The sequence below is a fragment of the Actinomadura rupiterrae genome, assembly GCF_024172125.1.
In the GTDB taxonomy this organism is placed as follows: domain Bacteria; phylum Actinomycetota; class Actinomycetes; order Streptosporangiales; family Streptosporangiaceae; genus Spirillospora; species Spirillospora rupiterrae.
This window is the reverse complement of sequence record NZ_JAMZEA010000017.1, coordinates 127,063-146,829: the sequence shown is the minus strand read 5'-3', so window position 1 is coordinate 146,829 and position 19,767 is coordinate 127,063. Positions and strand designations below refer to the sequence as shown.

The window sequence follows — 19,767 nt, the reverse complement described above, 5'->3', positions numbered from 1 at the left end:
GCGTGGAGGCATGAGATCCGGTGATGCTTCGACTTCGACAGGTGTCGGCGCGGCGCGGACCGGCGGGGTGCTGTTCGCGATGTGCCTGTCGCTGGTGCTTGTGGTGGCCTCGGTGTCGGCGCTGAATCTGGCGCTTCCCGATCTGGCGGTCGGGTTGTCGGCGTCGAGCTCGGCGCTGACCTGGATCGCCGACGGCTACACGGTGGCGCTGGCGGCGCTGGTCCTGCCGCTGGGCGCCGTGGGAGACCGCTTCGGGCGGCGCAAGGTGCTGCTGGCCGGGAACGTGGTGTTCGGCGCGGCGTCCCTGGCCGCGGCGTTCGCCGACTCGACTTCGATGCTCATCGTCTGGCGCGTGGTCATGGGCGCCGGCGCGGCGATGATCATGCCGGGGACGCTGTCGACGATCACCGCCTCGTTCCCCGTGGCGCAGCGGTCCCGCGGGGTGGCGGTCTGGTCGGGGTTCGCCGCGGCCGGCGCCGTCCTGGGCATGCTCGCCGCCGGCGCGCTGCTGGAGGCCTGGTCGTGGCGGTCGATCTTCGTCGCGAGCGCGGTCGTCGCGGTCGCCTCGGTCGCGGCGGCCGCCTTCCTGGCCCCCGAGACCAAGGACCCGTCCCCGGGCCGCTTCGACAGGACGGGAACGGCCGCGACGGCGGTCGCGGTCGGCGGTCTGGTCTTCGCGATCATCGAGGGCAACGAGAACGGCTGGACCGAGCCTCCCGTGCTGGCCGCCGTGGCGGTCACCGTGCTCGGCCTGGCCGCCTACGTGTTCTTCGGGCTACGCGCCGCCGAACCCCTGCTGGATCCGCGGCTGTTCCGCAAGGCAGGCTTCCGCGCCGGGACGCTCAGCGTGCTGGTGCAGTTCCTGGCCCTGTTCGGGTTCTTCTTCATCGGCCTGCAGTACCTCCAGCTCATCCTTGGCTACAGCCCGTTCAAGAGCGCCGTCGCGCTGATCCCCGTGGGGGTCGTGGTGCTGTCGGTCTCCAAGGTCGCTCCCCTGCTGGTCGAGCGGGCCGGTGTCCGCTGGGCGCTGGCCGGTGGCCTCATGCTCCTCGCCGGCGCGATGTTCTGGCTGGCCCAGCTGGACGCCTCCTCCGGCTACCTGCCGTTCCTGGCGGGCCTCATCCCTGCGGGCGTCGGCATCGGCCTGACCGGCGCCTCGGGCACCAGCGCGATCGTGTCCTCGCTCGGACCCGAGCAGCAGGGTGTGGCCTCGGCGATGAACGACACCACCCGCGAGGTCGGATCGGCGATCGGCATCGCGGTGATGGGATCGGTCTTCAGCAGCCACTACCGCGACGCGCTCCCCGCAGCGATCGGCAAGCTGCCGCCGCCAGCCGCCGAAGCGGTCCACAGGGCGCCCGCCGCCGGCCTGGAGGCGGCGGCACGCCTGGGCAGCGCGGGACCGCAGACCGCGGACTGGGTCAAGGACGCCTTCATGTCCGGGCTGTCGGCATCGCTGACCGTCGTCTCGGTCATTCTCGCCGTCGCCGCGCTCGCCTGCGTGCTGGTCGCCCCCGGCCGCCGAGCCGGCGGGACGGGCCCTTACGGACCGGAGCATGCGGAGGCCGAAGCCGAGGACTCCCCCGTCCTCGCACGCTGAGTCAGCTGCTCCGGGCTCCGGTTTCAGGCTGGAGCGGGGCGAGGGGCAGCGCCGCGATCCGGTGCGCCTCCTGCGCGTCCATACCGAACATCCGCAGCACATTCACCGTCAGCGAGGCCGTCGCCGCGTCCATGTCCATGTCGGGGAAGGTCTCCAGCAGCTGCAGCAACCCCAGGAGCGCGCCCGCGGCACACGCCAGGGCGATCAGCGGATCGTCCACGGTGAACCGGCCCGCGTCCCGCGCGGCCTCGATATCCCGCAGCGCGCTCGCCGCCATACCGTCCTGGCCGGTCACGTAGGACAGGCCCGTCTTCAGCAGGATCCGCGCCATCTGCGGATGCGTGCGTCGCAGCCGCACCGTCAGCCGCAGCGACGCCGCGAACACCTCGGCCGGATCGTCCAGGGCGGACGTCGCACGATTGATCAGGGCCGTGTGCTCGGCCAGCGTCTCGGCGATCGCCGCGTCGAAGAGCTCGGCCTTGCTCTGGAAGTGGTTGTAGAACGACCCGAATCCCACGTCCGCCGCATCGGTGATCGCCTGGATCGACACCTCGGCCTGGCCCTGATCGGCCAGGATGTCCCGGGCCGCGGCGATGAGCGCCGCCCTCGTCCGCGCCTTCCGGCGGTCAAGCCGCGTCTGCGTCGCCCCGTCCCCCTGCGTTCCCGCCACACGACGACCCTAGTGGACGATCGTTCCTGATGCCGTCATCACCAGCGCCCTCACTCCTCGCTCGGCCGAGGCCACGACGGGCCCTTGACGGCAAGCAGGCATGGATCAATACTCTAGTTACTTAGATATTTAGGTGGTTGTGGTGATCAGTCTTCGGATCGAGGGCCGGACCGGGGTGCCGCCTTACCTGCAGATCGTCCAGCAGGTGCGGCAGGCGCTGCGGATGGGCCTGCTGGAGCCCGGCGACCGGCTGCCGACGGTGAAGGAGGTCGTCGGCGAGGTGGCGGTCAATCCCAACACCGTGCTGAGGGCCTACCGCGAGCTGGAGCACGACGGGCTGGTGGAGGGGCGTGCCGGTCAGGGCACGTTCGTGGTCGGCCTTCCGGCCGGCCCGCCGCCCGGCACGCACACCCGGCTGGGACGCAGCCTGGCGCGGTGGGTGGCCGAGGCGCGCGCGGCCGGGCTGGACGACGAGGCGATGGAGTCGCTGCTGCGCGTCACGCTGCGGGCTGCCGAGGAGGAAGGAGTGGCATGAGCATGGCGCACCCCCCGGCCGTGGAGACCCGCGGGCTGACCAAGCGGTTCGGCGCCAGGACGGCGCTGGAGGACTGCCGCATCGAGGTGCCGGCGGGCCGGGTGTCGGCGCTGATCGGGTCGAACGGCGCCGGGAAGACCACGCTGCTGCGGACGCTGTGCGGCCTGGCCCGTCCGAGCGAGGGTGAGGCCGCGGTGCTGGGCCGCCGCCCCGACCCCGACGACGCGGCGTTCCTGGCCGACATCGGTTTCCTGGCCCAGGACGTCCCGCTGTACCGGCGGATGACCGCCGCCGACCACATCGCGCTCGGCGGACACCTCAATGCGCGGTGGGACGCAGATGCGGCCCGGGAGCGAATGGGCGCGCTGGGCATCCCTCTGGACCGGCCGGTGGCGAGGCTGTCAGGTGGGCAGCGCACCCAGCTGGCGCTGGCGCTCACGCTGGCCAAGAAGCCGCGCGTCCTGCTGCTGGACGAACCGGTGGCCGCGCTGGACCCGCTCGCCCGCCACCAGTTCCTCGCCGCGCTCAGCGAGGCGGTCGCCGAGGGCGACCTGACCGTCCTGATGTCCTCGCACCTGGTGCACGACCTGGAGCGGGTCAGCGACCACCTCGTCCTGCTGGATGCGTCCCGCGTCCGCATGGCCGGCGACATCGACGACATCCTGGCGCGGCACCGGGTCCTGATGGGGCCGCGCCACGACACCACGGCGATCGAACGCGACCACACGGTGGTCAAGGCCACCCACACCGCTCGCCAGAGCACCCTGCTGGTGCGCATGGACGGCCCGTTCCAGGACCCCCGCTGGGAGGTGTCCGAGCCTGACCTGGAGGAGCTGATCCTCGCCTACATGGGCCGCTCGCCCGCCCTGCTCGCGACGACCGGAGAACTCCGATGACCTGGCTCGTGTGGACGCAGTACCGCAGGCAGTTCACCTACACCGCCGCACTGGTGGGGGCCCTGGCGGTACTCCTGATCGTCACCGGCGCGGTGATGAGCTCCGACTACCACTCGGCGCTGGCCCGGTGCGGCACCGCCAGGGACTGCGGCGACCTGGGGTTGTTCCAGGGCAGCGGCTGGTCCGCGCTGACCACGACGGTGCCCCTGACCGTCGGCGTCCCGGTCCTGCTGGGGGTCTTCTGGGGCGCCCCGCTGCTGGCCGGGGAGTACGAGCAGGGCACCCAGCAGTTCGTCTGGACCCAATCGGTCCCCCGCCGGCGCTGGCTGCTGGCGAAGGTCGGCTGGGCGCTGGCGGCCGCCGCCGTGTGGGGCTCGGTCGTCGCCGCGTCGGTGACCTGGTGGTCGCGGACCGAGAACGCGCTCGGCCACCACCGGTTCGACCCGTTCAAGTTCGACGTGCAGGGCGTCGTCCCGGTCGCGTACGCGGTGTTCGCGGTGGCGCTGGGCATCGCGGCCGGAGCCGTGCTGCGGCGCACCCTGCCGGCGCTGGGCGTGACCGTCGCCGGATTCACCACGCTGCTGCTGGTCCTGCAGAACTTCGTCCGGCCGCGCTACCTGCCGGAGAAGACCGCGAACCTTCCCCTGTCCCGCCTGCACGGGGGCCTCTTCAGCGGGTCCTGGCAGTTCGGCGGGCAGGTGCTCGACCCCTCCGGCAAGGTCGCCGGCCACGTCATCGGCGGGAACGACTGGAACGTCCAGCAGGCCGTCCCGTCCCGCTGCCTCGTGAACGATCCCGACAGGGTGCGGCGGTGCCTGTCCGCCGACGGATACCGCATGGTCGTGCACTATCAACCGGCCTCCCGGTACTGGACGTTCCAGTTCATCGAAGCGGGCATCTTCCTCGCTCTCGCCGCCGTCCTCGTGTTCATCGCCTATCGATGCATCACCAGGCGGGATGCCTGAGACATCTCGGCTAGATTCCCCCTTGCAAGTCGAGCGTCTAGAGGTGGGTCGATGTCCTGGCCGGATGTCACGGTGGTTGATGCGTGCGTGCGGCGCGACGGGCGGGGCGGCAGTCCCACGGCCGTCGCCGACGACGACCCCGGCGCGACGGACGCGGAACGGCGTGCGGTAGCTGCTGCGGCCGGCGCCTCGCACGCGGCGTTCCTCGGACCGGAGCGGATGCCGGACGGTGGTTGGCCGGTCCGGTTCTTCACTGCGGCCGCCGAGCTGTCGGGCTGCGGGCACGGCACCGTTGCCGCACAGGCCGTCCGGCTGGTCCGCACCGCGCTGGACGAGCTGAACGACCGCCAGCACACCGGCGGGCGCACGTTCGACACCGTCGCGATCCGCCGGCCCACCGGCATCGAGGTGTGGTTCGACCAGGGCCTCGTCGCGCTTCGTGACCCGGCACCGGACGAGCGGGCCGCGATCGTCGCCGCGCTCGGGCTCACCGCGGACGGCCTGCATCCCACCGACGAGCCACGGATCGCCGCGCCCGGCACACCGCGCATGCTGGTCCCGGTCCGCGACAGGGCGGCGCTGCTCGGAGTCCAGCCGGACTTCGGCAGGCTGGCAGCGGCGTGTCGGCGGTTCGGACTCCTCGGCTGTTTCGTGTACGTACCGCCAGTGGACGATCGGCCGGGTGCGGCGCGGATGTTCGCTCCGGCGATCGGTGTGGACGAGGACGTCGCCAACGCCAACAGCACCGGCTGCCTGGCCGCCCACCTGCTCGATACAACAGGGGCGCGGACGGTAGCGATCGAGGTGGAGCAGGGTGACGCGCTCGGCCGTCCGTCCAGCGTGCTCGCTTCGGCCCGGCGCGGCCCGGCGGGCATCACGACCCGCGTCGGCGGGCTGGCGGTGGTCCGCGACGGGCACCGAGGCCGCGACTAAACCCTGGTCAGTAGTTCTGGACTTCGTGGGCCCAGGCCATGAGGCCGGCCACGAAGCCCTCCCGGTCCCGGGGGGCGAGGGTGTCGAGCACGCGCAGGATCGGGGCGGCGCGGACGGCGACGAAGCCCTCGACGGCGGCGCGGTGGGCGTCCGCCAGGGAGACCAGGGTGCGGCGGCGGTTGGCGGGGTCCTCCTCGCGTTCCACCAGGCCGGCGCGGGACAGCGTGCCGACGAGTTCGCTGACGGTCGACAGGGTCACGCCCATCCGGGCCGCGAGTTCGGAGACGCCGAGCGTGCCCGAGGCCGCCAGCTGGGGCAGGACGGCCCCGTGCCGGGCGGTGAGCCGGTGCTTCCTGAAGATCTCGGCCAGCTCGGCGGGCATCTCGGCCGGGCCGCGCCGGAAGTAGGCCTCCACCAGGGGCACGAAGCCCAGCACCTCCCGCACCACGTCGGCCTCGGGGAGCCGGGGCTCAGGGGAGGGCGGGTCGCTCGTCACGGGGCCCAGTGTATGGTCTTGGAAGTCCAAACAGTTTGGATATCCAAACAGACATCCTGCGAAGGAGTCGGGCACATGCACGATGCGCACCAGGACGACGGGGTGACGTTCATCAACGTCATCGAGATCCCCACCGAGCAGGTCGAGGCGTTCGTCGAAGGCTGGCGGCGGCGCGCGGACCTCATGAGCGCCATGCCCGGGTTCCGCGGCTACCGGCTGCACCGGGCCCTCTCCGGCGAATCCCGCTTCCAACTCGTCAACGTCAGCTACTGGGACAGCGCCGAGGCGTTCCGCGCGGCGACGGCGAACCCGCGGTTCCAGGAGGGGATACGGGCCCTCGAAGCCGACGCGCGGCTGCAGGTCACCGCCCATCCTGCCCTCTACCAGGTCGTCGTCAGCGACGACCTCGACTGACCCCCAGGGAGGATCAGATGAACCGGAACCTTGAACCGATCACCCGGCACAACACGGCCGTACTGCTGGTCGACCACCAGGTCGGCCTGCTGTCGGGAGTGCGCGACAAGCCGGTGGAGGAGCTCAAGCACAACGTCGCGGCCCTCGCGCGAGCGGCGACCGTGCTGTCCCTGCCGCTGGTGGTCACCACCACCGCCGCCGACGGCATGTGGGGGCCGACCGCTCCCGAACTCGTCGACGCCCTGCCCTCCGACGTGAAGATCATCGATCGTTCCACGGTCAACGCCTGGGACGACGAGCGCGTCCGCGCCGCCGTCGAGGCGACCGGACGGCGCAAGCTGATCATCGCCGGGCTCTCGCTGGAGGTCTGCGCGGCGCTGCCCGCCTACTCCGCGACCGCCGCGGGGTACGACGCCTACGTGGCGATCGACGCGTGCGGAACGTTCAGCCGCACCAAGCGCGAGGCGGGACTACTGCGCATGGCCCACGCCGGCGTCCTCGTCAGCGACTACAGCAGCCTCATCGTCGAAGCGCTCGCCGACAACGCCGACATCAAGGCCAACGCGGTGTACGAAGCGCTGGACATGCCGTTCGCCACCCTGGTCGGCCAGATGGCCGCCGCCTACGGCGCCCGAACCTGACCCGACCGCTCCTGCCTCGGGCGAGCGTTCACGAAGCCTGACACCGCCTTCGTGAACGCTCGCACCCCGAACCGTGAGGACGTCAACACATCGCAAGGAGCGTCATGAACCTCGTCCTGTCCGCGGAGCCGACCGCGAGCGCCCCCGCGGTGCTCCTGCGTCCATGGCGCGCCGAGGACGCGGCGTCCCTCGCAGCGGCCCACCGCGACCCGCTCATGCGCGACCAGCTGACCACCCCCTTGGCCGACCAGGCGGACGCCGCTCAATGGATCAGGGATCAGGACGCCGCGTGGGCCAACCGCACCCGCCTCAGCTTCGCCGTCCTGCAGGATGCCCCGACCGGACGGCTGGTCGGCCACGTCGTCCTCAAGAAGACCTCCGCTTCCTCAGCGGAAGTGGGCTACTGGACCTCGGCCGAGACCCGAGGCCAGGGCATCGCTCCTCGTGCCCTTGAGGCCGTATCCCGATGGGCATTCGGCGAGCAGCGCGTGATGCCACTGACCCGGCTCGACCTCCTCCACGCCATCGACAACCACGCCTCCTGCCGGGTAGCAGAAAAATGCCACTACCCCCTCAATTCCCTCCTCCCCGCCCGCCCTCCTCAGCTTCCAGCCAGACACCTCCACACCCGAACATGCAGCAACGCCTGACCCGTCTTCGCTCCTTTTGCCGCGTCCAGCATCCTGGTCAGGTGCCGCTGGAGGGGGTGGTGGAGGGCGGGGGGTGGCCTTTGCGGAGGATCTTCTGCCAGGTGCGGCGGTTGTAGATGCCGGGAGCGGTGGTGGTGATGAAGGTGGTGAGGAGGTCGGCGAAGCGGGTGGGGTCGTGGTGGTGGGGGAAGTGGCCGGCGCCCTCGAACAGTTCCAGGCGGCTGCCGGTGAGGGATCGGTGGGCGATCTCGGCGTGGCCGGCGGGGATGATGCGGTCGCGGGTGCCCCAGATGATCAGCGTGGGCAGGTTGACGGCCAGGTAGCTGCGGTCGAGCATCGTGATGGCCTGGCCGCGGACGTCGGCCGCCGCGCGGATCGTCCGCAGGAACGCGCGGCGGGCGGTGGGGTTGGCGAACTGGGCGTACCGGGTGAGGGCGTAGTCGAAGTCCGGGCCCAGTCCCGCGGCGCCGAGCAGTTTGGCCAGCGGAGCCGCCTTCAGGACGGCGGTGCGGATCGGTGCGCTGGACAGCAGGCGCAGTCCGGGGCCGGCGCCGGGAGCGGACGCCAGGCGGAACACCGGGTGCACCTGCGGTCCCATCCCGGCGCTCGCGACGAGGACGAGCCGCTCGCAGCGTTCGGGGAACTGGTAGGCGAACTGCATGGCGACGCCGCCGCCGAGGGAATGGCCGACGACCGTCACCCGGTCGACGCCCAGGACGGTCAGCAGGTCGCGCATCCCGCAGGCGTAGGCGGCGACGGCGTAGTCGGCGCGCGGTTTGGCCGATGCTCCGTGGCCGAGCAGGTCCGGTGCGATGACCGTGAAACGCTTGGCTAACTCGTCGAAGACCGGCAGCCAGGTTTCCGAGCTGTCGGCGATTCCGTGGATCAGCAGTAGCGCAGGGCCGTCCCCCGCTCTCCGGAACGCCCTCCGGTAGCCATGGACGTCACGGAACTCCAGCTCGACGGTCATGCCCGCAGGCTGGACCGCGTTCGTTTCACCGCTGCGACACCCACGTAAGCGCTCTGTTAGCACCCGGCCCCAGGACTCGCCGCTCGCCTCGCCCTGCCAGCTCGGCGTTGAGGTTGGCGATCGATGCCCTGGACGGCGTGCGGAGAGCGGGACTATTTCCGCTTGAGTTCGAGGACGGGAATGGTGCGGATTCCGGCGGTCTTGCTCTCGTAGTCGGCGAAGCCCGGGTAGCGCTGGGCCTGCACGGCGTAGATGCGGTCGCGCTCGGCGCCCTTCACTTCGTGCACGCTCACGTCGTAGGTCTCGGTGCCGACCTCGACGGTGCCGTCACCGGCGGCGGTCAGGTTGAGGTACCAGGCCGGGTCGGTGGGCGCTCCCCCGTTGGAGGCGAAGACATAGATGCTGTCGGGATCGGTTTCGTTCGGGAGGTACATCGTCGGGGCGACGTACTCGCGATGGGTTTTGCGGCCCCGGTGGTGCAGCAGGACGATCGGAGCCCCCTCGAAGGGGCCGCCGACCTTGCCCTCGTTCGCCCGGAACTCCGCGATGACCTTCTCGTTCCAGTCGTTCGGCATGTCGAACTCCTCTCGTCCACGTCCCGGGGCAGTTGGTCAGGCGGCTATTTCGTGTGCTCGTCGAACCAGTCGATCATCTGCTCGGGGTGCTTGACGAAGTAGGTGTAGCCGTCCCAGCGGGCGGTGCTGCCCTCGATCCAGAACAGCTTCTTGTCCTCGACCGGGAGGGCGTCGTAGATCGACTGCACGTCGGACGGCGTGGTCAGCACGTCGTCGCGGACCTGGGTGATGAAGGTCGGGATGTGGCAGTTCCCGGCGGACTCCAGCGGCGAGAGCTGGTCGATCGTGAAGCTGGTGACGATCTTGAACTGCCGGTCGAGGTCGCCGAACTTGTCCGGGGCGCCCATCATCTCCAGGTTGCGCTCGGCCATGGCGCGCGGCGCGATCGGCTGCGGGGAGACGATGCAGCGGACGTCCGCGAACAGCTCGGGGTACCGGCTGACCGCGCGGAAGGTGGCGTTGCCGCCCATGCAGCGGCTGAGCAGGCCGATGGTCATGCCGCGGGTGTCGGGACGGGACTTGACGTAGTTCATCGACCCGACCACGTCACGGGACTCGTACAGGCCCCAGGTGAAGAGGCCGCCGTTGGCGGCGCCGCTGTGCCCGAAGTTGCGCGAGTCGTAGGTCAGCACGTTGTAGCCGGCCTCGTGCAGGTTCTTGTAGTCCGGCACGTAGTTGACCTCGAAGTCGTTGCCGCCCGGAATGGCGAACTGCGGCAGGTTCGAAGGCACGCCGTAGCGGTTGAGCTGCATCGGGTGGTTGGCGATCACCAGCTTGTCCGAGCCCCGGCGCGGGATCCACCACGCCTCCAGCGGGACGCCGTCCTGCGACGGGAACGTGATGTCCTCGTACGCCAGCCCGTACTCGTCCGGGGTGTGCAGGATCGGCGCCCGGCTCGGGGTGGCGAAGCCCTTGGCCAGATCCGCGATCATTTCCGAGACGTCCGGCATGGCACTCCTTCAGACCTTGAGGAACGGTGCTCCGCCGAACCACCCGTCCGCCCGGCAGCAGTCTTGTGACCAAGACCGGCGAAATCGGCCCTACCCATCGAAGACGCTGGTCAGACGGGGTGGAAGGCACCGCTGAAGGTGCAATGGCAGGTCATTCCTCCGAGGTGGGAAGCCCTTTAACCAGCGAGCCGAGCCCTAGCGGACGGTGGCCAGCCACCGGGTGACGGCGGCCATCGCCGTGCCGTCGCTGTCGGCGTCGATGCGGGTGGCGAGGTCGGCGATGGTGACCTGGCTGAGGGCGTCCGCCCAGGCCTGTTCGGCGGCGGCCATGGCGCGGGCGATCGCGCACGGTCGTTCGCATCGTTCGGCCGGGAGGGCGAGCGGGCCCTTCTGCCGGATCTCGGTGCAGCGGTAGGCGGGCCGGTCGCCGTCGATGGCCCGCACCACCTCCAGTGCCGTGATCTGGGCGGCGGGCCGGGTCAGCTCGTATCCGCCCACCTGTCCGGCGATGGAGCGGACGATGCCGGCGCGCGAGAGTGCCTGCAGGTGTTTGGCCAGGTAGGCGGGGGGCGTGCCGTGCAGTTCGGCGAGCCTGGCCGCGGGGACGGGCGCGCGGCTCTGGCTGAGGGTGACGCAGCTGTGCAGCGCCCATTCCACCCCGTTGGACAGCTTCATGGCCGCCAGCCTACACAACCCGGACACTTGCTGTCCGAGTTGTGATATATCTCGGATAAAAGTTGTCCGAGATCATCGGAGGAGCTCATGACAGCGACCGCTTCGCGCCCCGGCCGGGCCCCCGGCAGGACGACCCTGGGTATGGCGGGACTGGCGATGTTCATGGCGGCGGCCAACCTGCGGCCGGCGATCGCCGCGGTGTCCCCGCTCGTCGACCGCATCCGCGCCGACCTGGGCCTGTCGGCGACCGGGGCGGCTCTGCTGACGACCGTCCCCACGCTGGCCATGGGGTTGTGCGCGCCGCTGGCCGCCACGGTGGCGCGCCGGTTCGGGCTGCAGCGCGGCGTCCTCCTCGGCCTGGTCGTCATCGCCGCGGCCACCGCGGCTCGCCTCATCCGGGGGTGGGGAACCTGCGGACAGCCGTTGGCGCTGAGAATGATCTTGGTGGATGGTCGGAGTGAAGCGGCCCGCCTCCGTCGGTGTCGGGGGCGGGCCGTGCGGGGGGTGCTGGGTTCGGGTCAGGCTGGTGCGTTGAGGAGTTCGATCTCGATGGCCAGGACGCCGAGGGCTTCTTTGTCGGGGCCGTAGATGCGGCGGATGTTGGCGAGTTGCTGGTCGCGGGGGCTGGTCGGGTTGACGCGTTCGGGGCCTTCGGTGTCGAGCATCTCCTCGAAGGTTGCGTACCGGGCGACGCGCTTGACCTTGGTGAGGGCGTCGTCGCGGCCGCACACGAACCGGATGTGGTCGCCAACCTTCAGGGTGCGCAGGTTGGGGTAGCAGACGCGGACCTCGATCGTCTTGGTCCCGGCCGCGACCAGGTCGAAGTAGCGGCGGTAGAGGTTCATCTCGCGCGCCCTGGGCGTCGTTGTGGTTGCGGGTCGGCCGGTCATGATCCTGTCCAGTTCGGCGGTGGTGTAGGAGCGGTAGAAGTGCTTGGGGTCGGCGAGCATCCGGCCGACCAGCCAGACCATCGCGTCCACGAAGGAGTCGGTGTCGCCGTCCCAGTCGGTGACGTCCAGCATCCACGGGCGCGCGCCGGGCGGCGGCGCCACCCTGCCGTCGCGGATCAGGGACTTCGACAGCTTCGCGCCGGTGTCTGTGAGCACCATCGGCGTGAAGACCCGGGGCGGCGGGGCCAGGCCGGGCAGCTGGGCGAACGCCTCGTCCACCAGCTGGCAGCCGTACGCCCAGTCGCCACCCTTCACCATCACCGGCAAGGTGACGTGGTCGCGGACGGCCAGGCGCTCCTTGACGAGGTTCCGGTACAGCGTGGCCAGGTCGAGGTAGGCGCTGGTGTCGGCGGTGACCGCGACCTCGTAGTCGCCGTGATCGGTGCACACCGCGGCGAAGTCCGCGCCACCCGACCCGGCCCGCAGCAGCCTCGTCCGCTCGGCCCGCTTCTCCGCCCAGCCGCACTGCGGGCAGGGCAGCCGGAGGTGGACCTGGCCGTGCGAGGGCGCGAGCGGCCACCGGATCTGATCGAGCCGCCCCAGGGTCGCCAGGAACTCGTGGCGGAAGGCGGGGTCGGCCTGCTGGGCGGTGTAGGTCTCGATCTCGTAGTCGACGCCGGTCGCGTCGGCCAGGGAGTCGAACATCGCCCGGTAGTACTTGCCGAGCAGGTCCTCCACCCCGTCGGCGCCCAGGGCGTGGAAGTAGGTCTGCTGGTAGGCGTGGTGGGTCTCGGGGTCGAGGCGGACGTCGTAGGGGGCGTTGTCGAGGGCTCCGAACCGGACGATGGTGTCGACGCCGAAGGCGCGTTTGGTCTGCTTGGCCAGCAGGAACGCCGCCGTCTGCACCAGGGAGGTGCCGAGGTGGGGCGCGCCGTTGATCTGGGTGCCGACGCAGAACGCGACCCGGTCGGGATTGGTGGCCTGCAGGCGCGGGCGGACCATGTCCACGCTGCGGAGCATCGCGTTGGCCAGGACGTTGTTCGGGCTGACGATCTCCAAGCTGCTGCCGTTGCTGCTCATAAGGGATCGGGCCCTTCTGGTCAGATGGCGGGGACGGGGAGCTGGGCGCAGATGAAGTCGATCCGGCGGCGCGGTTCGTCGGCCGCCACGAAGATCGGCTTGTAGCCGGCGTCGTAGTAGCCCTGCACGATGAGTTCGTGGACGCGGCGGATCTCGCGTTCCTTGGCCCACACCAGGTCGTCTTCGGAGTCGAAGTCGTCCAGGGGGTCCAGCACGAACACCGCGTCGTAGCGGTAGAGGCGGGTGGCCTCCTCCAGTTCGGGGTAGGGGCGCAGGCCGAAGAAGGCGTCCCACCCGTACCCGTCGGGGATGCCGCGGTTGTAGAACCGCAGGCCCGCCTTGTGGTCGCAGAACTCGGCGACGAACGCGTGAAGGACGTCGCGGGAGTACTCCTGCCGGTCTCCGACCTGCAGGTGGCGGCCGAGCCGGTCGCGGTGCTTGCGGTAGATCTCCCGCGCCGGTTCACCCTCGGTCGAGGGGATCTCCATCTCGTGGAGCAGGTCGAACACCGCCTCCTTGCCCGAGGACGGGCCGCCGGTGATGACGTACCGGCGCGGCGGGGTGTTGGGGTTGAGCAGCTGGTCCAGGCTCATGCTTGCGGTTCCTCATTGTCGGGGCCGGCCCCGCAGGGGGCACGGCCGGTCAGGGCCCGTCGCCAGGTCGCGATGAGCCGCGGGCCGCCCTGGGCGCAGGCCAGGGCGGTCATGAAGTCGAGCAGGCTGGCCTCGGGGGCGGCGGCCTCGATCAGGAGCAGCTCCTGGGCGGGCGTCAGCTCCGGAGTCCACCCCGCCGCGGCGGCGATCTGAGCCGGGCCGAGCAGCGGCCCGGCGTCGACTGCGGTGTCGGCCACAGCGTGCAGGAGCACCTGCCCGTAGGCGGCCTGGTACCGGGCCGTGGCGTGCAGCACTAGGGCGTGGCGCCACAACGCGCCCGCTGCCGCCGCGACCAGGTCGTCCTCGCCTGCGTCCATGCTGACCAGCGCGGCGATCCGCAGGAGCTCGGCGCGCAGCAGGTACACCGCGCCCCACAAGGCGGCCAGGGCCTGCTGGTGCTCGACGGCCTCCCAGGCGAACACGTCGGCGGGCAGGACCAGGGGCCGGTGAGCGGGGTGCAGGACCGGCGCGACCACCGCCGAGGCGTCCCCGGCGCGGCCGAGCTGCCCGACCAGCAGGCTCCAGATCTTCGGCTCGATCCGCTTGCGGAAGTGGTGCAGCTCGTACCCGCTGGCCGCCGCGGCCGCCGCGCGCCGCACGGTCAGCCGCGCGCCCACCGTCGAGGGATCGGTGCCCAGCAACAGCCGGGCGGCGGGGGCCAGCTCGTGCTGCAGCCGGTCCACCTCCTGGCGCAGGGCCGCCTCCAGCGCGCGGGCCAAGCTGACCCGGTCACCCGGATCCAGGGCCCGGGAGCGAACCGCGGGCAGCGCCAGCAGATGCGGGCCCGCGCGGTCGGCGTGGACCGGCAGCCCGTACCGCACGACCGCTCGCATCTCCTCCAACAGCTCCAGCAGGGGGCGCTCCTGCTGATCAGGCGGGGAGATCTTGGAAGGGGTCATGCTCTCAGCATCTCACGTCACGCCCAGAAAATGCCCATAATCGTGCCCACGAAATGCCCAATCAGCCGTCCCGGAAACGGTCGGTTCCGGGACGATCCCACGCCAGGTTCCGGGACGGATTTCGGGACGCTCTCACCAGGGCGGCGGCACCGAAAATTGTCGATTTCCGAAGTCGACTTCACGGATGTCAGAAGCCCTCTGCACAGAGAGGGGCTGATCGAGCTGTGGTCCCGCCGAGTCAGGTTGCTCGTCCTGTGGTGAGCCAGGTGTTGTACCAGGGGCGGAAGCTGATGCCAAGGGGGTGGATGCCCGCGTCACTGCATCGGGCGTCCAACCAAAGGTTGCCGCGCCCGGGTCCGGTGATGACCAGCCGGATGATGTAGCCGCAGCCCTCGTGGACGATCGGCAGCGATCCGGTGATGTGGTCATCGTCCTCGTAGCCCGGTGTGTCGTGGGGCGAGTCCCAGGATCGATGGTGCGGGAACGCGGTGCGCAGGAAGTCTGGATAGTCGCTGGGCAGTACGTCGGGCGGCGGGTAGCTGTCAAGGGGGAACAGCCCGTAGTACGGCCCGGCTCCGCCGTTGCCGACCTGCAGGAGGAAGTCCCGGTAGTCACCGGGCAGACGGATACCGTGCCGGGTCTCGAAGGAAGCTAGAACAGCCTGGGACAGCGGCGAGTTCAAGGTGTACTGGTGGGCGCGGGCGCCGAAGGCATTCAGGTCTGGGTCGGCACGGCGCAGTTCGGCGAGCTCGGTCCGGACCTGGCGCCGGTTCCACATCCGATTCTTACGGATCCCCATGTCGCTGAGTCGCATCTGGCCTCAGAAGTCCCCCACACGCTTGGGTGCTCGGTCCAGAACGCGGTACACCGTCGCGCGCCCGACGGAGAAGACCTCCATCAGCTCGGCGATGGTGTATTCGCCGGTGGCGTGCATGCGCACCAGCTCGGCCTGCTGCCGCACGCTGAGCTTGGGTGCCCGGCCCTTGAGCTTGCCGCGGGACCGGGCGATGGCCATGCCCTCGCGGGTGCGCATCTTCAAAAGGTCGGCCTCGAACTCGGCGAACACCGCGAGCATGTTGAAGAACATCTTGGACATGGGGTCGGCGGGGTCGTAGATGCTGCCGCCCAGAGAGAGGCGGATGCCGCGGGCGACGAGGGTGTCGCCGATGGTGCGGGCGTCGGGGACCGAGCGTGCGAGCCGGTCGAGTTTGGGGACGACCAGGGTGTCGCCGGAGCGGACCGCGGCGAGGGCCTGGTCGAGGCCGGGTCGTTCCCGGTTGGTGCCGGTGAGTCCCTTGTCGAGGTAGATGCGGTCCTCGTTCACGCCGAGGCCGGTGAGGATCTCGGTCTGGGCGGTGAGGTCTTGCAGGACGGTCGAGCACCGTGCGTAGCCGATCAGTTCTCCCACCCGGCGATCGTACCGTTTAGGCCCCCTTCACCGGACAGATTCGCGGACTACCTATGTGAGACGACATCACCGCAGGTCGCGATCTCGTGAACGGGATGGTCGTGGTTGTCCGGTGAGCGTTCCCCTGACGGACACTCCCAGGCCGGTTCTTGTGAAGGTCACTGGATACCTCGGTCCCAGTACAGAACGCCGTCCTGCGGCACGTGAGGGCGGAGCCCGTCGAGTGGGGTGTCGTTCTCCAGCGCGTCGGCGACCTCGGCCAGCATGTCGGCGATCCCCGCCCACCGCGGCTCCAGGTCGGTGGACACCTTGTCGAACTCGCGGACGCATCCATGCAGGGGCCCGGTCCGCAGATCGACGAACAGGGTCTCTCCACCGACACCTCCGGCGATGGGCAAAAAGCCCGGAAGCCACATCCCGGCCTTGCTCCCTGCGGGGCCGGCCTGGGCACCGACGAAGTCCTCCTCCGCCAGCCATCCCCGCTCGATCGTGTCGTCGTGCCAGACCTGCCACCAAATCCGGCGGCTGCGCAGGGCATGCTGGATGCTGCACGGATAGAAGCGCGGGATCAGGTACAGGTCGCGCCCTCGGCCGGGTCGCGTGGTCCCGTCGGCCCGCCGCCACCAGTGCACCAGGTCGCCAGGCAGTTCGGCGCCCACCGCTTCTTGCGCCTCTGCCAGGTCTGCGGCGCTAGCCGGCCCGCCAAGAAGCTCCGCCGACCTGGGTGCGTGTCGCGCGAGCCAGGCCACAATGCGATCCCATGATTCGTCAACGGCCGCAGTCACGAGCTCATGATCGACAGGGATGGCGGGATTCTCAACCCCACTTCCCCACGCGGACGCACTCTCACCGATGTCAGCAAGAAGGGTGCCCCGGTGGCCTGGGCAGCAGGTCGTGGCGACCGAGGCGTCGGGCGTCGGGCAGGGCGGCAGCGTTGAAACCGATGGTGATCAGAAGTTGCCGGTTGCGGTCGAAGTCCTCGAGTGTGTGGCAGGGCTCGGTGAAGGCGGCGAGGACTCCTCGAGGCGACGCGGGCACCTTCCGTTCGCGGGAGGCGAAGTACTTCACGACCTTCTCCCAAGCCTCGTCATAGACGGCCTGTGGTGGGGGCGGCGGCTCGCCGTCGTAGACGTGCTGGTGCGGCTGGATGGTGAGCAGGTGGCCGAGGGTGCCCTGGGCGGTGATCTGCCCGGTGCCGATGAGGTGGAGCGCAGTCGCGGCGGCCTCCAGCATCCATCCCTGGCAAAGGGGGTCGAGTGACTCGTAGGGCCGCCAGACCTTCAGGCCCGCTCGGCGGGGATAGCCGGCGGTGTCCCAGATCAGTTCGAGCGCGGTGGCCGAGCGGCGGCGCACCTTGGAGGTGGAGATGCTGACCTCGTCCAGCAGGGTGCGAAGCATCCGCAGCCAGACACCGACGTGGACCGGCCTGCGCGGCAGGGTGACGATGCCGGTGGCCAGGCCCCGGTGGGTGAGGTCGTCCATGGCCAGGACGTGATCGCGGACGTGCTGAGGGGAAGCGCCCCCCCTTCCAGGTGGCGTAGGCGACGTCGTGGTGGTCTTCCAGGAGGCAGCGATGCTCGGTGCAGGAGCGCATGAGCGCGAGGGTGGCGGTGAGCGGGGTTCCGCGGCTGGGGTCGGCGTGGCAGAGCGGGCACAGGCGGCTGGGCACGTGCCGGATCGGCGATTCGGCAGGCAGCCAGGGCAGCCATCGCCCGACCACGTTGGTGCCGGCCTCGCCGCGGCCGAGTAGCACCGAGTCCTGCCGGGCGTAGGTGTGGAACGCCTCCGGGCCCTGGTTGGGGTCCAGAGTGTCGGCCAGCCATGGCACCCACCCGGCGATCGTCATCAGGCGTATGTCTGCCAGCGCCACGCCGGTCCGCGCCGCGACGGCCTGCAGGACCGGGGCGGCCGGGGCCCAGTCCAGGTCATCGGCCGCGGAACCAGTCCTGGAGCTGGGCGCGGGAAGCAGGGCAGAGGCCGGGCCGAGGTTGTGTTCGACCAGCTGTCGGACCGAAAGGCCGTAGGGCTGGGCGAGGCGATGCAGCCAGGAGGTCAGTGCCTCGCCCGGGTGGGGTGGTGGGTGCAGTGGCCACCGCCTGGCGCGGCCAGCGCCGGAGTTCATGCGAGTTCGCGCTCGAACATCGCCCGCCGCTGGGTCGGGCCAGCGTAGGAGGCCAGGAGCAAGGTCCGCTGGCTGATCGCTTCCTCCCCGGACTCGATCGCGGCTACGGCCGCCTCGGTGAGCAGGGCGGTGAGTTCCCCGATCGTTCCCTCGCTACGGGTCAGCAGATACTCGGCCATGTCCGGGGTGGCGATGAGGGAGGGGCGGCGCAGCGGGAACGCCGCGGCGAAGCTGGCCAGCAGTTTGCACGCCTGCTCATCGGGCCTCCAGCTGGGCAGCACGAACGGGGCGAACCGGTTCTCCAGCTGGTCGTCGGAGCGGATCGCCAGGTAGGCGTCCCTGGTGCCGACGCCGACCAGTGGGATCTTCAGCTCGTTGCCCAGGAACCGCAGCAGGTTGAGGAATTCCCGGCGGGCGGTGCCGTGACCGGCCAGCGTGTTGTGCAGCTCGTCGATCACCAGCACGCGTACCCCGGTCTGGCGCAGCAGCCGCAGTGTCAGCTGTTCCAACTCGGCCAGCCGCTGACCGGGACGCAGCGGCGCTCCGAGCGCGGTCAACAAAGCGGTGTAGAAGCGCGACACCTTCGGGTCCGAAGGCATCTGCACCGTCAGCACCGGGATCTCCTCCCAGTCCGGATGCCAGACCGGCGGATGAGCGCGACGGAACTTCTCGATGATCATCGATTTGCCGTTGTTAGTAGGCCCGAGCAGCAGCAGGTTCGGCATCCGCTGCTTGGCCGGCCACGCCAGCAGCGCCTCCAGCCGGGCCAGGGCCTCGGTGGCGCGGGTGTAGCCGATCCACCGGTCCGCCCGCAGATACGCCATCCGCTCAACATCCGGCAGCCGGGCGATCTGCTGCGCGGCCTGGTGGAGATGCGACAGATCTTCGGCCGCCACGAGCTCCGCCTCCAGCACCGGATCGGCCGGCTCATTCGCGCCGGCACCAGGCGGCCCCGCGCCCGGATCCGAGGTCACCACTGCTCGATCACCTCGAACGGCTCGGCCGCCACCGCAGCATCGCCGGGGGCGGGAGGACTCGGTACCGCGGCTGGGGCCGGGGAGGGTGGCGTCTGGCGACGGCGCTCCAGGTCCCGGCGGGCCCTGCGAGCTCCGCGGGTCCTGGCAGCGGCTTCCTCGGTGAGGCGCCGCATCTGCTCCACCATCTGGAACAGGGAATTCTCATCCACCTGAGCGCGCCCCTGCTCACGGAGCCGGTCGATGGCGGCCTTGTTCTCCCAGGCGCTGATCGGCGGCCGTGACAGCGTCCGGTACGGCACCTGCACGTACGCCGTACCGTCGGGATCCAGGGCCCAGATCCGGGAGATGTCACGGGGATCACGGCGCAGCACGAACTTGTCCAGCCCTCCCCGGCGGGCGATCCACGGCTTGAGCGCGTCGCTGTAGTACTGAACGTGGTCGAGTTGGAAACCGGTCCGGGTCATCGTCCGCCGGAACACCGGCAGGAAGTCGACCAGGAAGGCCAGCTCGCTGGCCACCGTGACCGGACGGCCGCCCTCGGCCACCCCTTGCTCCCAGCGGCCGGCCGGGGTCTGCCCCAGGGTGCCGTGGACCTGGCCGTGGTAGACCGCCACCGCCAGCGCCAGCCACCGGTTCAGCTCGGCCAACGTCAAGACAGCCGAGGCGTCACTGTCGTAATCGCCGCGCTCGGCCGGGTTGGAGAAAGTGGTGCCCGGCAGTTGGTGCACCATCTGCCATGAATGCCGAGGCCACAGCCCGGCTGCTGTC

Annotated in this window: 24 protein-coding genes and 1 pseudogene; 9 read left to right on the top strand and 16 right to left on the bottom strand. The window is 70.4% G+C overall.

The window, feature by feature from the left end; all coding sequences use genetic code 11:
* Positions 1-10 precede the first annotated feature (10 nt).
* Complete coding sequence (locus FHU30_RS42255) at positions 11-1,600, top strand: MFS transporter (RefSeq protein ID WP_253883364.1); 1,590 nt, start codon at positions 11-13, stop codon at positions 1,598-1,600.
* A 1-nt stretch (position 1,601) separates the two neighbouring features.
* On the opposite strand, the gene FHU30_RS42250 is transcribed toward FHU30_RS42255, so the two are convergent.
* Positions 1,602-2,270 (bottom strand): TetR/AcrR family transcriptional regulator, encoded by a 669-nt coding sequence (locus FHU30_RS42250; RefSeq protein ID WP_253883363.1) that lies wholly within the window; start codon positions 2,268-2,270, stop codon positions 1,602-1,604.
* Between the two features lie 142 nt (positions 2,271-2,412).
* Between FHU30_RS42250 and FHU30_RS42245 the strand changes: the two genes are divergently transcribed.
* The 4 genes from FHU30_RS42245 to FHU30_RS42230 are packed head-to-tail and all read left to right on the top strand — an operon-like array spanning position 2,413 to position 5,599.
* Positions 2,413-2,805 carry a GntR family transcriptional regulator gene (locus FHU30_RS42245; protein WP_253883362.1) on the top strand — a complete coding sequence of 131 codons (393 nt, stop codon included), beginning with the start codon at positions 2,413-2,415 and terminating at the stop codon, positions 2,803-2,805.
* Entirely contained in the window at positions 2,802-3,701 is a 900-nt protein-coding gene (locus FHU30_RS42240; protein ID WP_253883361.1) for an ABC transporter ATP-binding protein, read from the top strand. Before FHU30_RS42245 ends, FHU30_RS42240 begins: the two co-directional genes overlap by 4 nt.
* Complete coding sequence (locus FHU30_RS42235) at positions 3,698-4,666, top strand: ABC-2 membrane transporter-related protein (protein ID WP_253883360.1); 969 nt, start codon at positions 3,698-3,700, stop codon at positions 4,664-4,666. The genes FHU30_RS42240 and FHU30_RS42235 overlap by 4 nt, the downstream gene beginning before the upstream one ends.
* A gap of 51 nt (positions 4,667-4,717) precedes the next feature.
* Positions 4,718-5,599, top strand: a complete 882-nt coding sequence (locus tag FHU30_RS42230) for a PhzF family phenazine biosynthesis protein (RefSeq protein ID WP_253883359.1) — start codon at positions 4,718-4,720, stop codon at positions 5,597-5,599.
* 7 nt (positions 5,600-5,606) lie between these two features.
* Here FHU30_RS42230 and FHU30_RS42225 read toward each other — a convergent pair whose 3' ends face one another.
* Positions 5,607-6,095, bottom strand: a complete 489-nt coding sequence (locus tag FHU30_RS42225; RefSeq protein WP_253883358.1) for a MarR family winged helix-turn-helix transcriptional regulator — start codon at positions 6,093-6,095, stop codon at positions 5,607-5,609.
* Positions 6,096-6,170: 75 nt separating this feature from the next.
* Here FHU30_RS42225 and FHU30_RS42220 point away from each other — a divergent pair, with 75 nt between their 5' ends.
* The 3 genes from FHU30_RS42220 (at position 6,171) to FHU30_RS42210 (ending at position 7,800) form a co-directional block, all read left to right on the top strand.
* Positions 6,171-6,509 carry an antibiotic biosynthesis monooxygenase family protein gene (locus FHU30_RS42220; protein ID WP_253883357.1) on the top strand — a complete coding sequence of 113 codons (339 nt, stop codon included), beginning with the start codon at positions 6,171-6,173 and terminating at the stop codon, positions 6,507-6,509.
* A gap of 17 nt (positions 6,510-6,526) precedes the next feature.
* Positions 6,527-7,150, top strand: coding sequence for an isochorismatase family protein (locus tag FHU30_RS42215; protein ID WP_253883356.1), 624 nt, complete (start codon positions 6,527-6,529; stop codon positions 7,148-7,150).
* Between the two features lie 104 nt (positions 7,151-7,254).
* Positions 7,255-7,800, top strand: coding sequence for a GNAT family N-acetyltransferase (locus FHU30_RS42210; RefSeq protein ID WP_253883355.1), 546 nt, complete (start codon positions 7,255-7,257; stop codon positions 7,798-7,800).
* Between the two features lie 37 nt (positions 7,801-7,837).
* Here the strand turns inward: FHU30_RS42210 and FHU30_RS42205 are convergent, their stop codons facing one another.
* From FHU30_RS42205 to FHU30_RS42190, 4 genes are all read right to left on the bottom strand, one after another.
* Positions 7,838-8,770: an alpha/beta fold hydrolase gene (locus FHU30_RS42205; RefSeq protein ID WP_253883354.1), complete on the bottom strand. Its 933-nt coding sequence runs from the start codon at positions 8,768-8,770 to the stop codon at positions 7,838-7,840.
* A 152-nt stretch (positions 8,771-8,922) separates the two neighbouring features.
* On the bottom strand, positions 8,923-9,345 hold the full coding sequence (locus tag FHU30_RS42200; protein WP_253883353.1) for a nitroreductase family deazaflavin-dependent oxidoreductase: 423 nt from the start codon (positions 9,343-9,345) through the stop codon (positions 8,923-8,925).
* 44 nt (positions 9,346-9,389) lie between these two features.
* On the bottom strand, positions 9,390-10,295 hold the full coding sequence (locus FHU30_RS42195; protein ID WP_253883352.1) for an alpha/beta hydrolase family protein: 906 nt from the start codon (positions 10,293-10,295) through the stop codon (positions 9,390-9,392).
* Positions 10,296-10,490: 195 nt separating this feature from the next.
* Positions 10,491-10,970 carry an RrF2 family transcriptional regulator gene (locus tag FHU30_RS42190; RefSeq protein WP_253883351.1) on the bottom strand — a complete coding sequence of 160 codons (480 nt, stop codon included), beginning with the start codon at positions 10,968-10,970 and terminating at the stop codon, positions 10,491-10,493.
* 141 nt (positions 10,971-11,111) lie between these two features.
* Between FHU30_RS42190 and FHU30_RS42185 the strand changes: the two genes are divergently transcribed.
* Positions 11,112-11,558, top strand: a complete 447-nt coding sequence (locus tag FHU30_RS42185) for an MFS transporter (RefSeq protein WP_253883350.1) — start codon at positions 11,112-11,114, stop codon at positions 11,556-11,558.
* On the opposite strand, the gene FHU30_RS42180 is transcribed toward FHU30_RS42185, so the two are convergent.
* From FHU30_RS42180 to FHU30_RS42140, 10 genes and pseudogenes are all read right to left on the bottom strand, one after another.
* Positions 11,489-12,940 carry an ASCH domain-containing protein gene (locus tag FHU30_RS42180; RefSeq protein ID WP_253883349.1) on the bottom strand — a complete coding sequence of 484 codons (1,452 nt, stop codon included), beginning with the start codon at positions 12,938-12,940 and terminating at the stop codon, positions 11,489-11,491. The genes FHU30_RS42185 and FHU30_RS42180 overlap by 70 nt on opposite strands.
* A 20-nt stretch (positions 12,941-12,960) precedes the next feature.
* The gene (locus tag FHU30_RS42175; RefSeq protein ID WP_253883348.1) at positions 12,961-13,533 is read right to left on the bottom strand and encodes an AAA family ATPase; all 573 of its coding nucleotides are present in this window, start codon (positions 13,531-13,533) and stop codon (positions 12,961-12,963) included.
* Entirely contained in the window at positions 13,530-14,492 is a 963-nt protein-coding gene (locus tag FHU30_RS42170) for a hypothetical protein (RefSeq protein ID WP_253883347.1), read from the bottom strand. Before FHU30_RS42170 ends, FHU30_RS42175 begins: the two co-directional genes overlap by 4 nt.
* A 238-nt stretch (positions 14,493-14,730) precedes the next feature.
* Positions 14,731-15,306, bottom strand: a complete 576-nt coding sequence (locus tag FHU30_RS42165; protein ID WP_253883346.1) for an SMI1/KNR4 family protein — start codon at positions 15,304-15,306, stop codon at positions 14,731-14,733.
* Positions 15,307-15,312: 6 nt separating this feature from the next.
* The gene (locus tag FHU30_RS42160) at positions 15,313-15,900 is read right to left on the bottom strand and encodes a recombinase family protein (RefSeq protein WP_253883345.1); all 588 of its coding nucleotides are present in this window, start codon (positions 15,898-15,900) and stop codon (positions 15,313-15,315) included.
* Between the two features lie 158 nt (positions 15,901-16,058).
* The gene (locus tag FHU30_RS42155) at positions 16,059-16,685 is read right to left on the bottom strand and encodes an SMI1/KNR4 family protein (RefSeq protein WP_253883344.1); all 627 of its coding nucleotides are present in this window, start codon (positions 16,683-16,685) and stop codon (positions 16,059-16,061) included.
* Positions 16,686-16,755: 70 nt separating this feature from the next.
* On the bottom strand, positions 16,756-17,382 hold the full coding sequence (locus FHU30_RS42150; protein ID WP_253883343.1) for a hypothetical protein: 627 nt from the start codon (positions 17,380-17,382) through the stop codon (positions 16,756-16,758).
* A gap of 91 nt (positions 17,383-17,473) precedes the next feature.
* Positions 17,474-18,022, bottom strand: a pseudogene (locus FHU30_RS47855) (TniQ family protein); the annotation flags it as partial.
* The gene (locus tag FHU30_RS42145; protein ID WP_253883342.1) at positions 18,019-18,996 is read right to left on the bottom strand and encodes a TniB family NTP-binding protein; all 978 of its coding nucleotides are present in this window, start codon (positions 18,994-18,996) and stop codon (positions 18,019-18,021) included. The gene FHU30_RS42145 and the pseudogene FHU30_RS47855, both read right to left, overlap by 4 nt.
* The gene (locus tag FHU30_RS42140) at positions 18,993-19,730 is read right to left on the bottom strand and encodes a Mu transposase C-terminal domain-containing protein (RefSeq protein ID WP_253883341.1); all 738 of its coding nucleotides are present in this window, start codon (positions 19,728-19,730) and stop codon (positions 18,993-18,995) included. The genes FHU30_RS42145 and FHU30_RS42140 overlap by 4 nt, the downstream gene beginning before the upstream one ends.
* Positions 19,731-19,767 lie beyond the last annotated feature (37 nt).

Excerpts from the sequence above, each read along its gene's own strand:
- FHU30_RS42170 (WP_253883347.1), bottom strand. The coding sequence starts at position 14,492 with ATGACCCCTTCCAAGATCTCCCCGCCTGATCAGCAGGAGCGCCCCCTG.
- FHU30_RS42230 (WP_253883359.1), top strand. The coding sequence starts at position 4,718 with ATGTCCTGGCCGGATGTCACGGTGGTTGATGCGTGCGTGCGGCGCGAC.
- FHU30_RS42190 (WP_253883351.1), bottom strand. The coding sequence starts at position 10,970 with ATGAAGCTGTCCAACGGGGTGGAATGGGCGCTGCACAGCTGCGTCACC.
- FHU30_RS42255 (WP_253883364.1), top strand. The coding sequence starts at position 11 with ATGAGATCCGGTGATGCTTCGACTTCGACAGGTGTCGGCGCGGCGCGG.
- FHU30_RS42200 (WP_253883353.1), bottom strand. The coding sequence starts at position 9,345 with ATGCCGAACGACTGGAACGAGAAGGTCATCGCGGAGTTCCGGGCGAAC.
- FHU30_RS42195 (WP_253883352.1), bottom strand. The coding sequence starts at position 10,295 with ATGCCGGACGTCTCGGAAATGATCGCGGATCTGGCCAAGGGCTTCGCC.
- FHU30_RS42210 (WP_253883355.1), top strand. The coding sequence starts at position 7,255 with ATGAACCTCGTCCTGTCCGCGGAGCCGACCGCGAGCGCCCCCGCGGTG.
- FHU30_RS42150 (WP_253883343.1), bottom strand. The coding sequence starts at position 17,382 with ATGGACGACCTCACCCACCGGGGCCTGGCCACCGGCATCGTCACCCTG.
- FHU30_RS42235 (WP_253883360.1), top strand. The coding sequence starts at position 3,698 with ATGACCTGGCTCGTGTGGACGCAGTACCGCAGGCAGTTCACCTACACC.
- FHU30_RS42240 (WP_253883361.1), top strand. The coding sequence starts at position 2,802 with ATGAGCATGGCGCACCCCCCGGCCGTGGAGACCCGCGGGCTGACCAAG.
- FHU30_RS42215 (WP_253883356.1), top strand. The coding sequence starts at position 6,527 with ATGAACCGGAACCTTGAACCGATCACCCGGCACAACACGGCCGTACTG.
- FHU30_RS42140 (WP_253883341.1), bottom strand. The coding sequence starts at position 19,730 with ATGGTGCACCAACTGCCGGGCACCACTTTCTCCAACCCGGCCGAGCGC.
- FHU30_RS42220 (WP_253883357.1), top strand. The coding sequence starts at position 6,171 with ATGCACGATGCGCACCAGGACGACGGGGTGACGTTCATCAACGTCATC.
- FHU30_RS42180 (WP_253883349.1), bottom strand. The coding sequence starts at position 12,940 with ATGAGCAGCAACGGCAGCAGCTTGGAGATCGTCAGCCCGAACAACGTC.
- FHU30_RS42185 (WP_253883350.1), top strand. The coding sequence starts at position 11,112 with ATGGCGGGACTGGCGATGTTCATGGCGGCGGCCAACCTGCGGCCGGCG.
- FHU30_RS42205 (WP_253883354.1), bottom strand. The coding sequence starts at position 8,770 with ATGACCGTCGAGCTGGAGTTCCGTGACGTCCATGGCTACCGGAGGGCG.
- FHU30_RS42175 (WP_253883348.1), bottom strand. The coding sequence starts at position 13,533 with ATGAGCCTGGACCAGCTGCTCAACCCCAACACCCCGCCGCGCCGGTAC.
- FHU30_RS42165 (WP_253883346.1), bottom strand. The coding sequence starts at position 15,306 with ATGCGACTCAGCGACATGGGGATCCGTAAGAATCGGATGTGGAACCGG.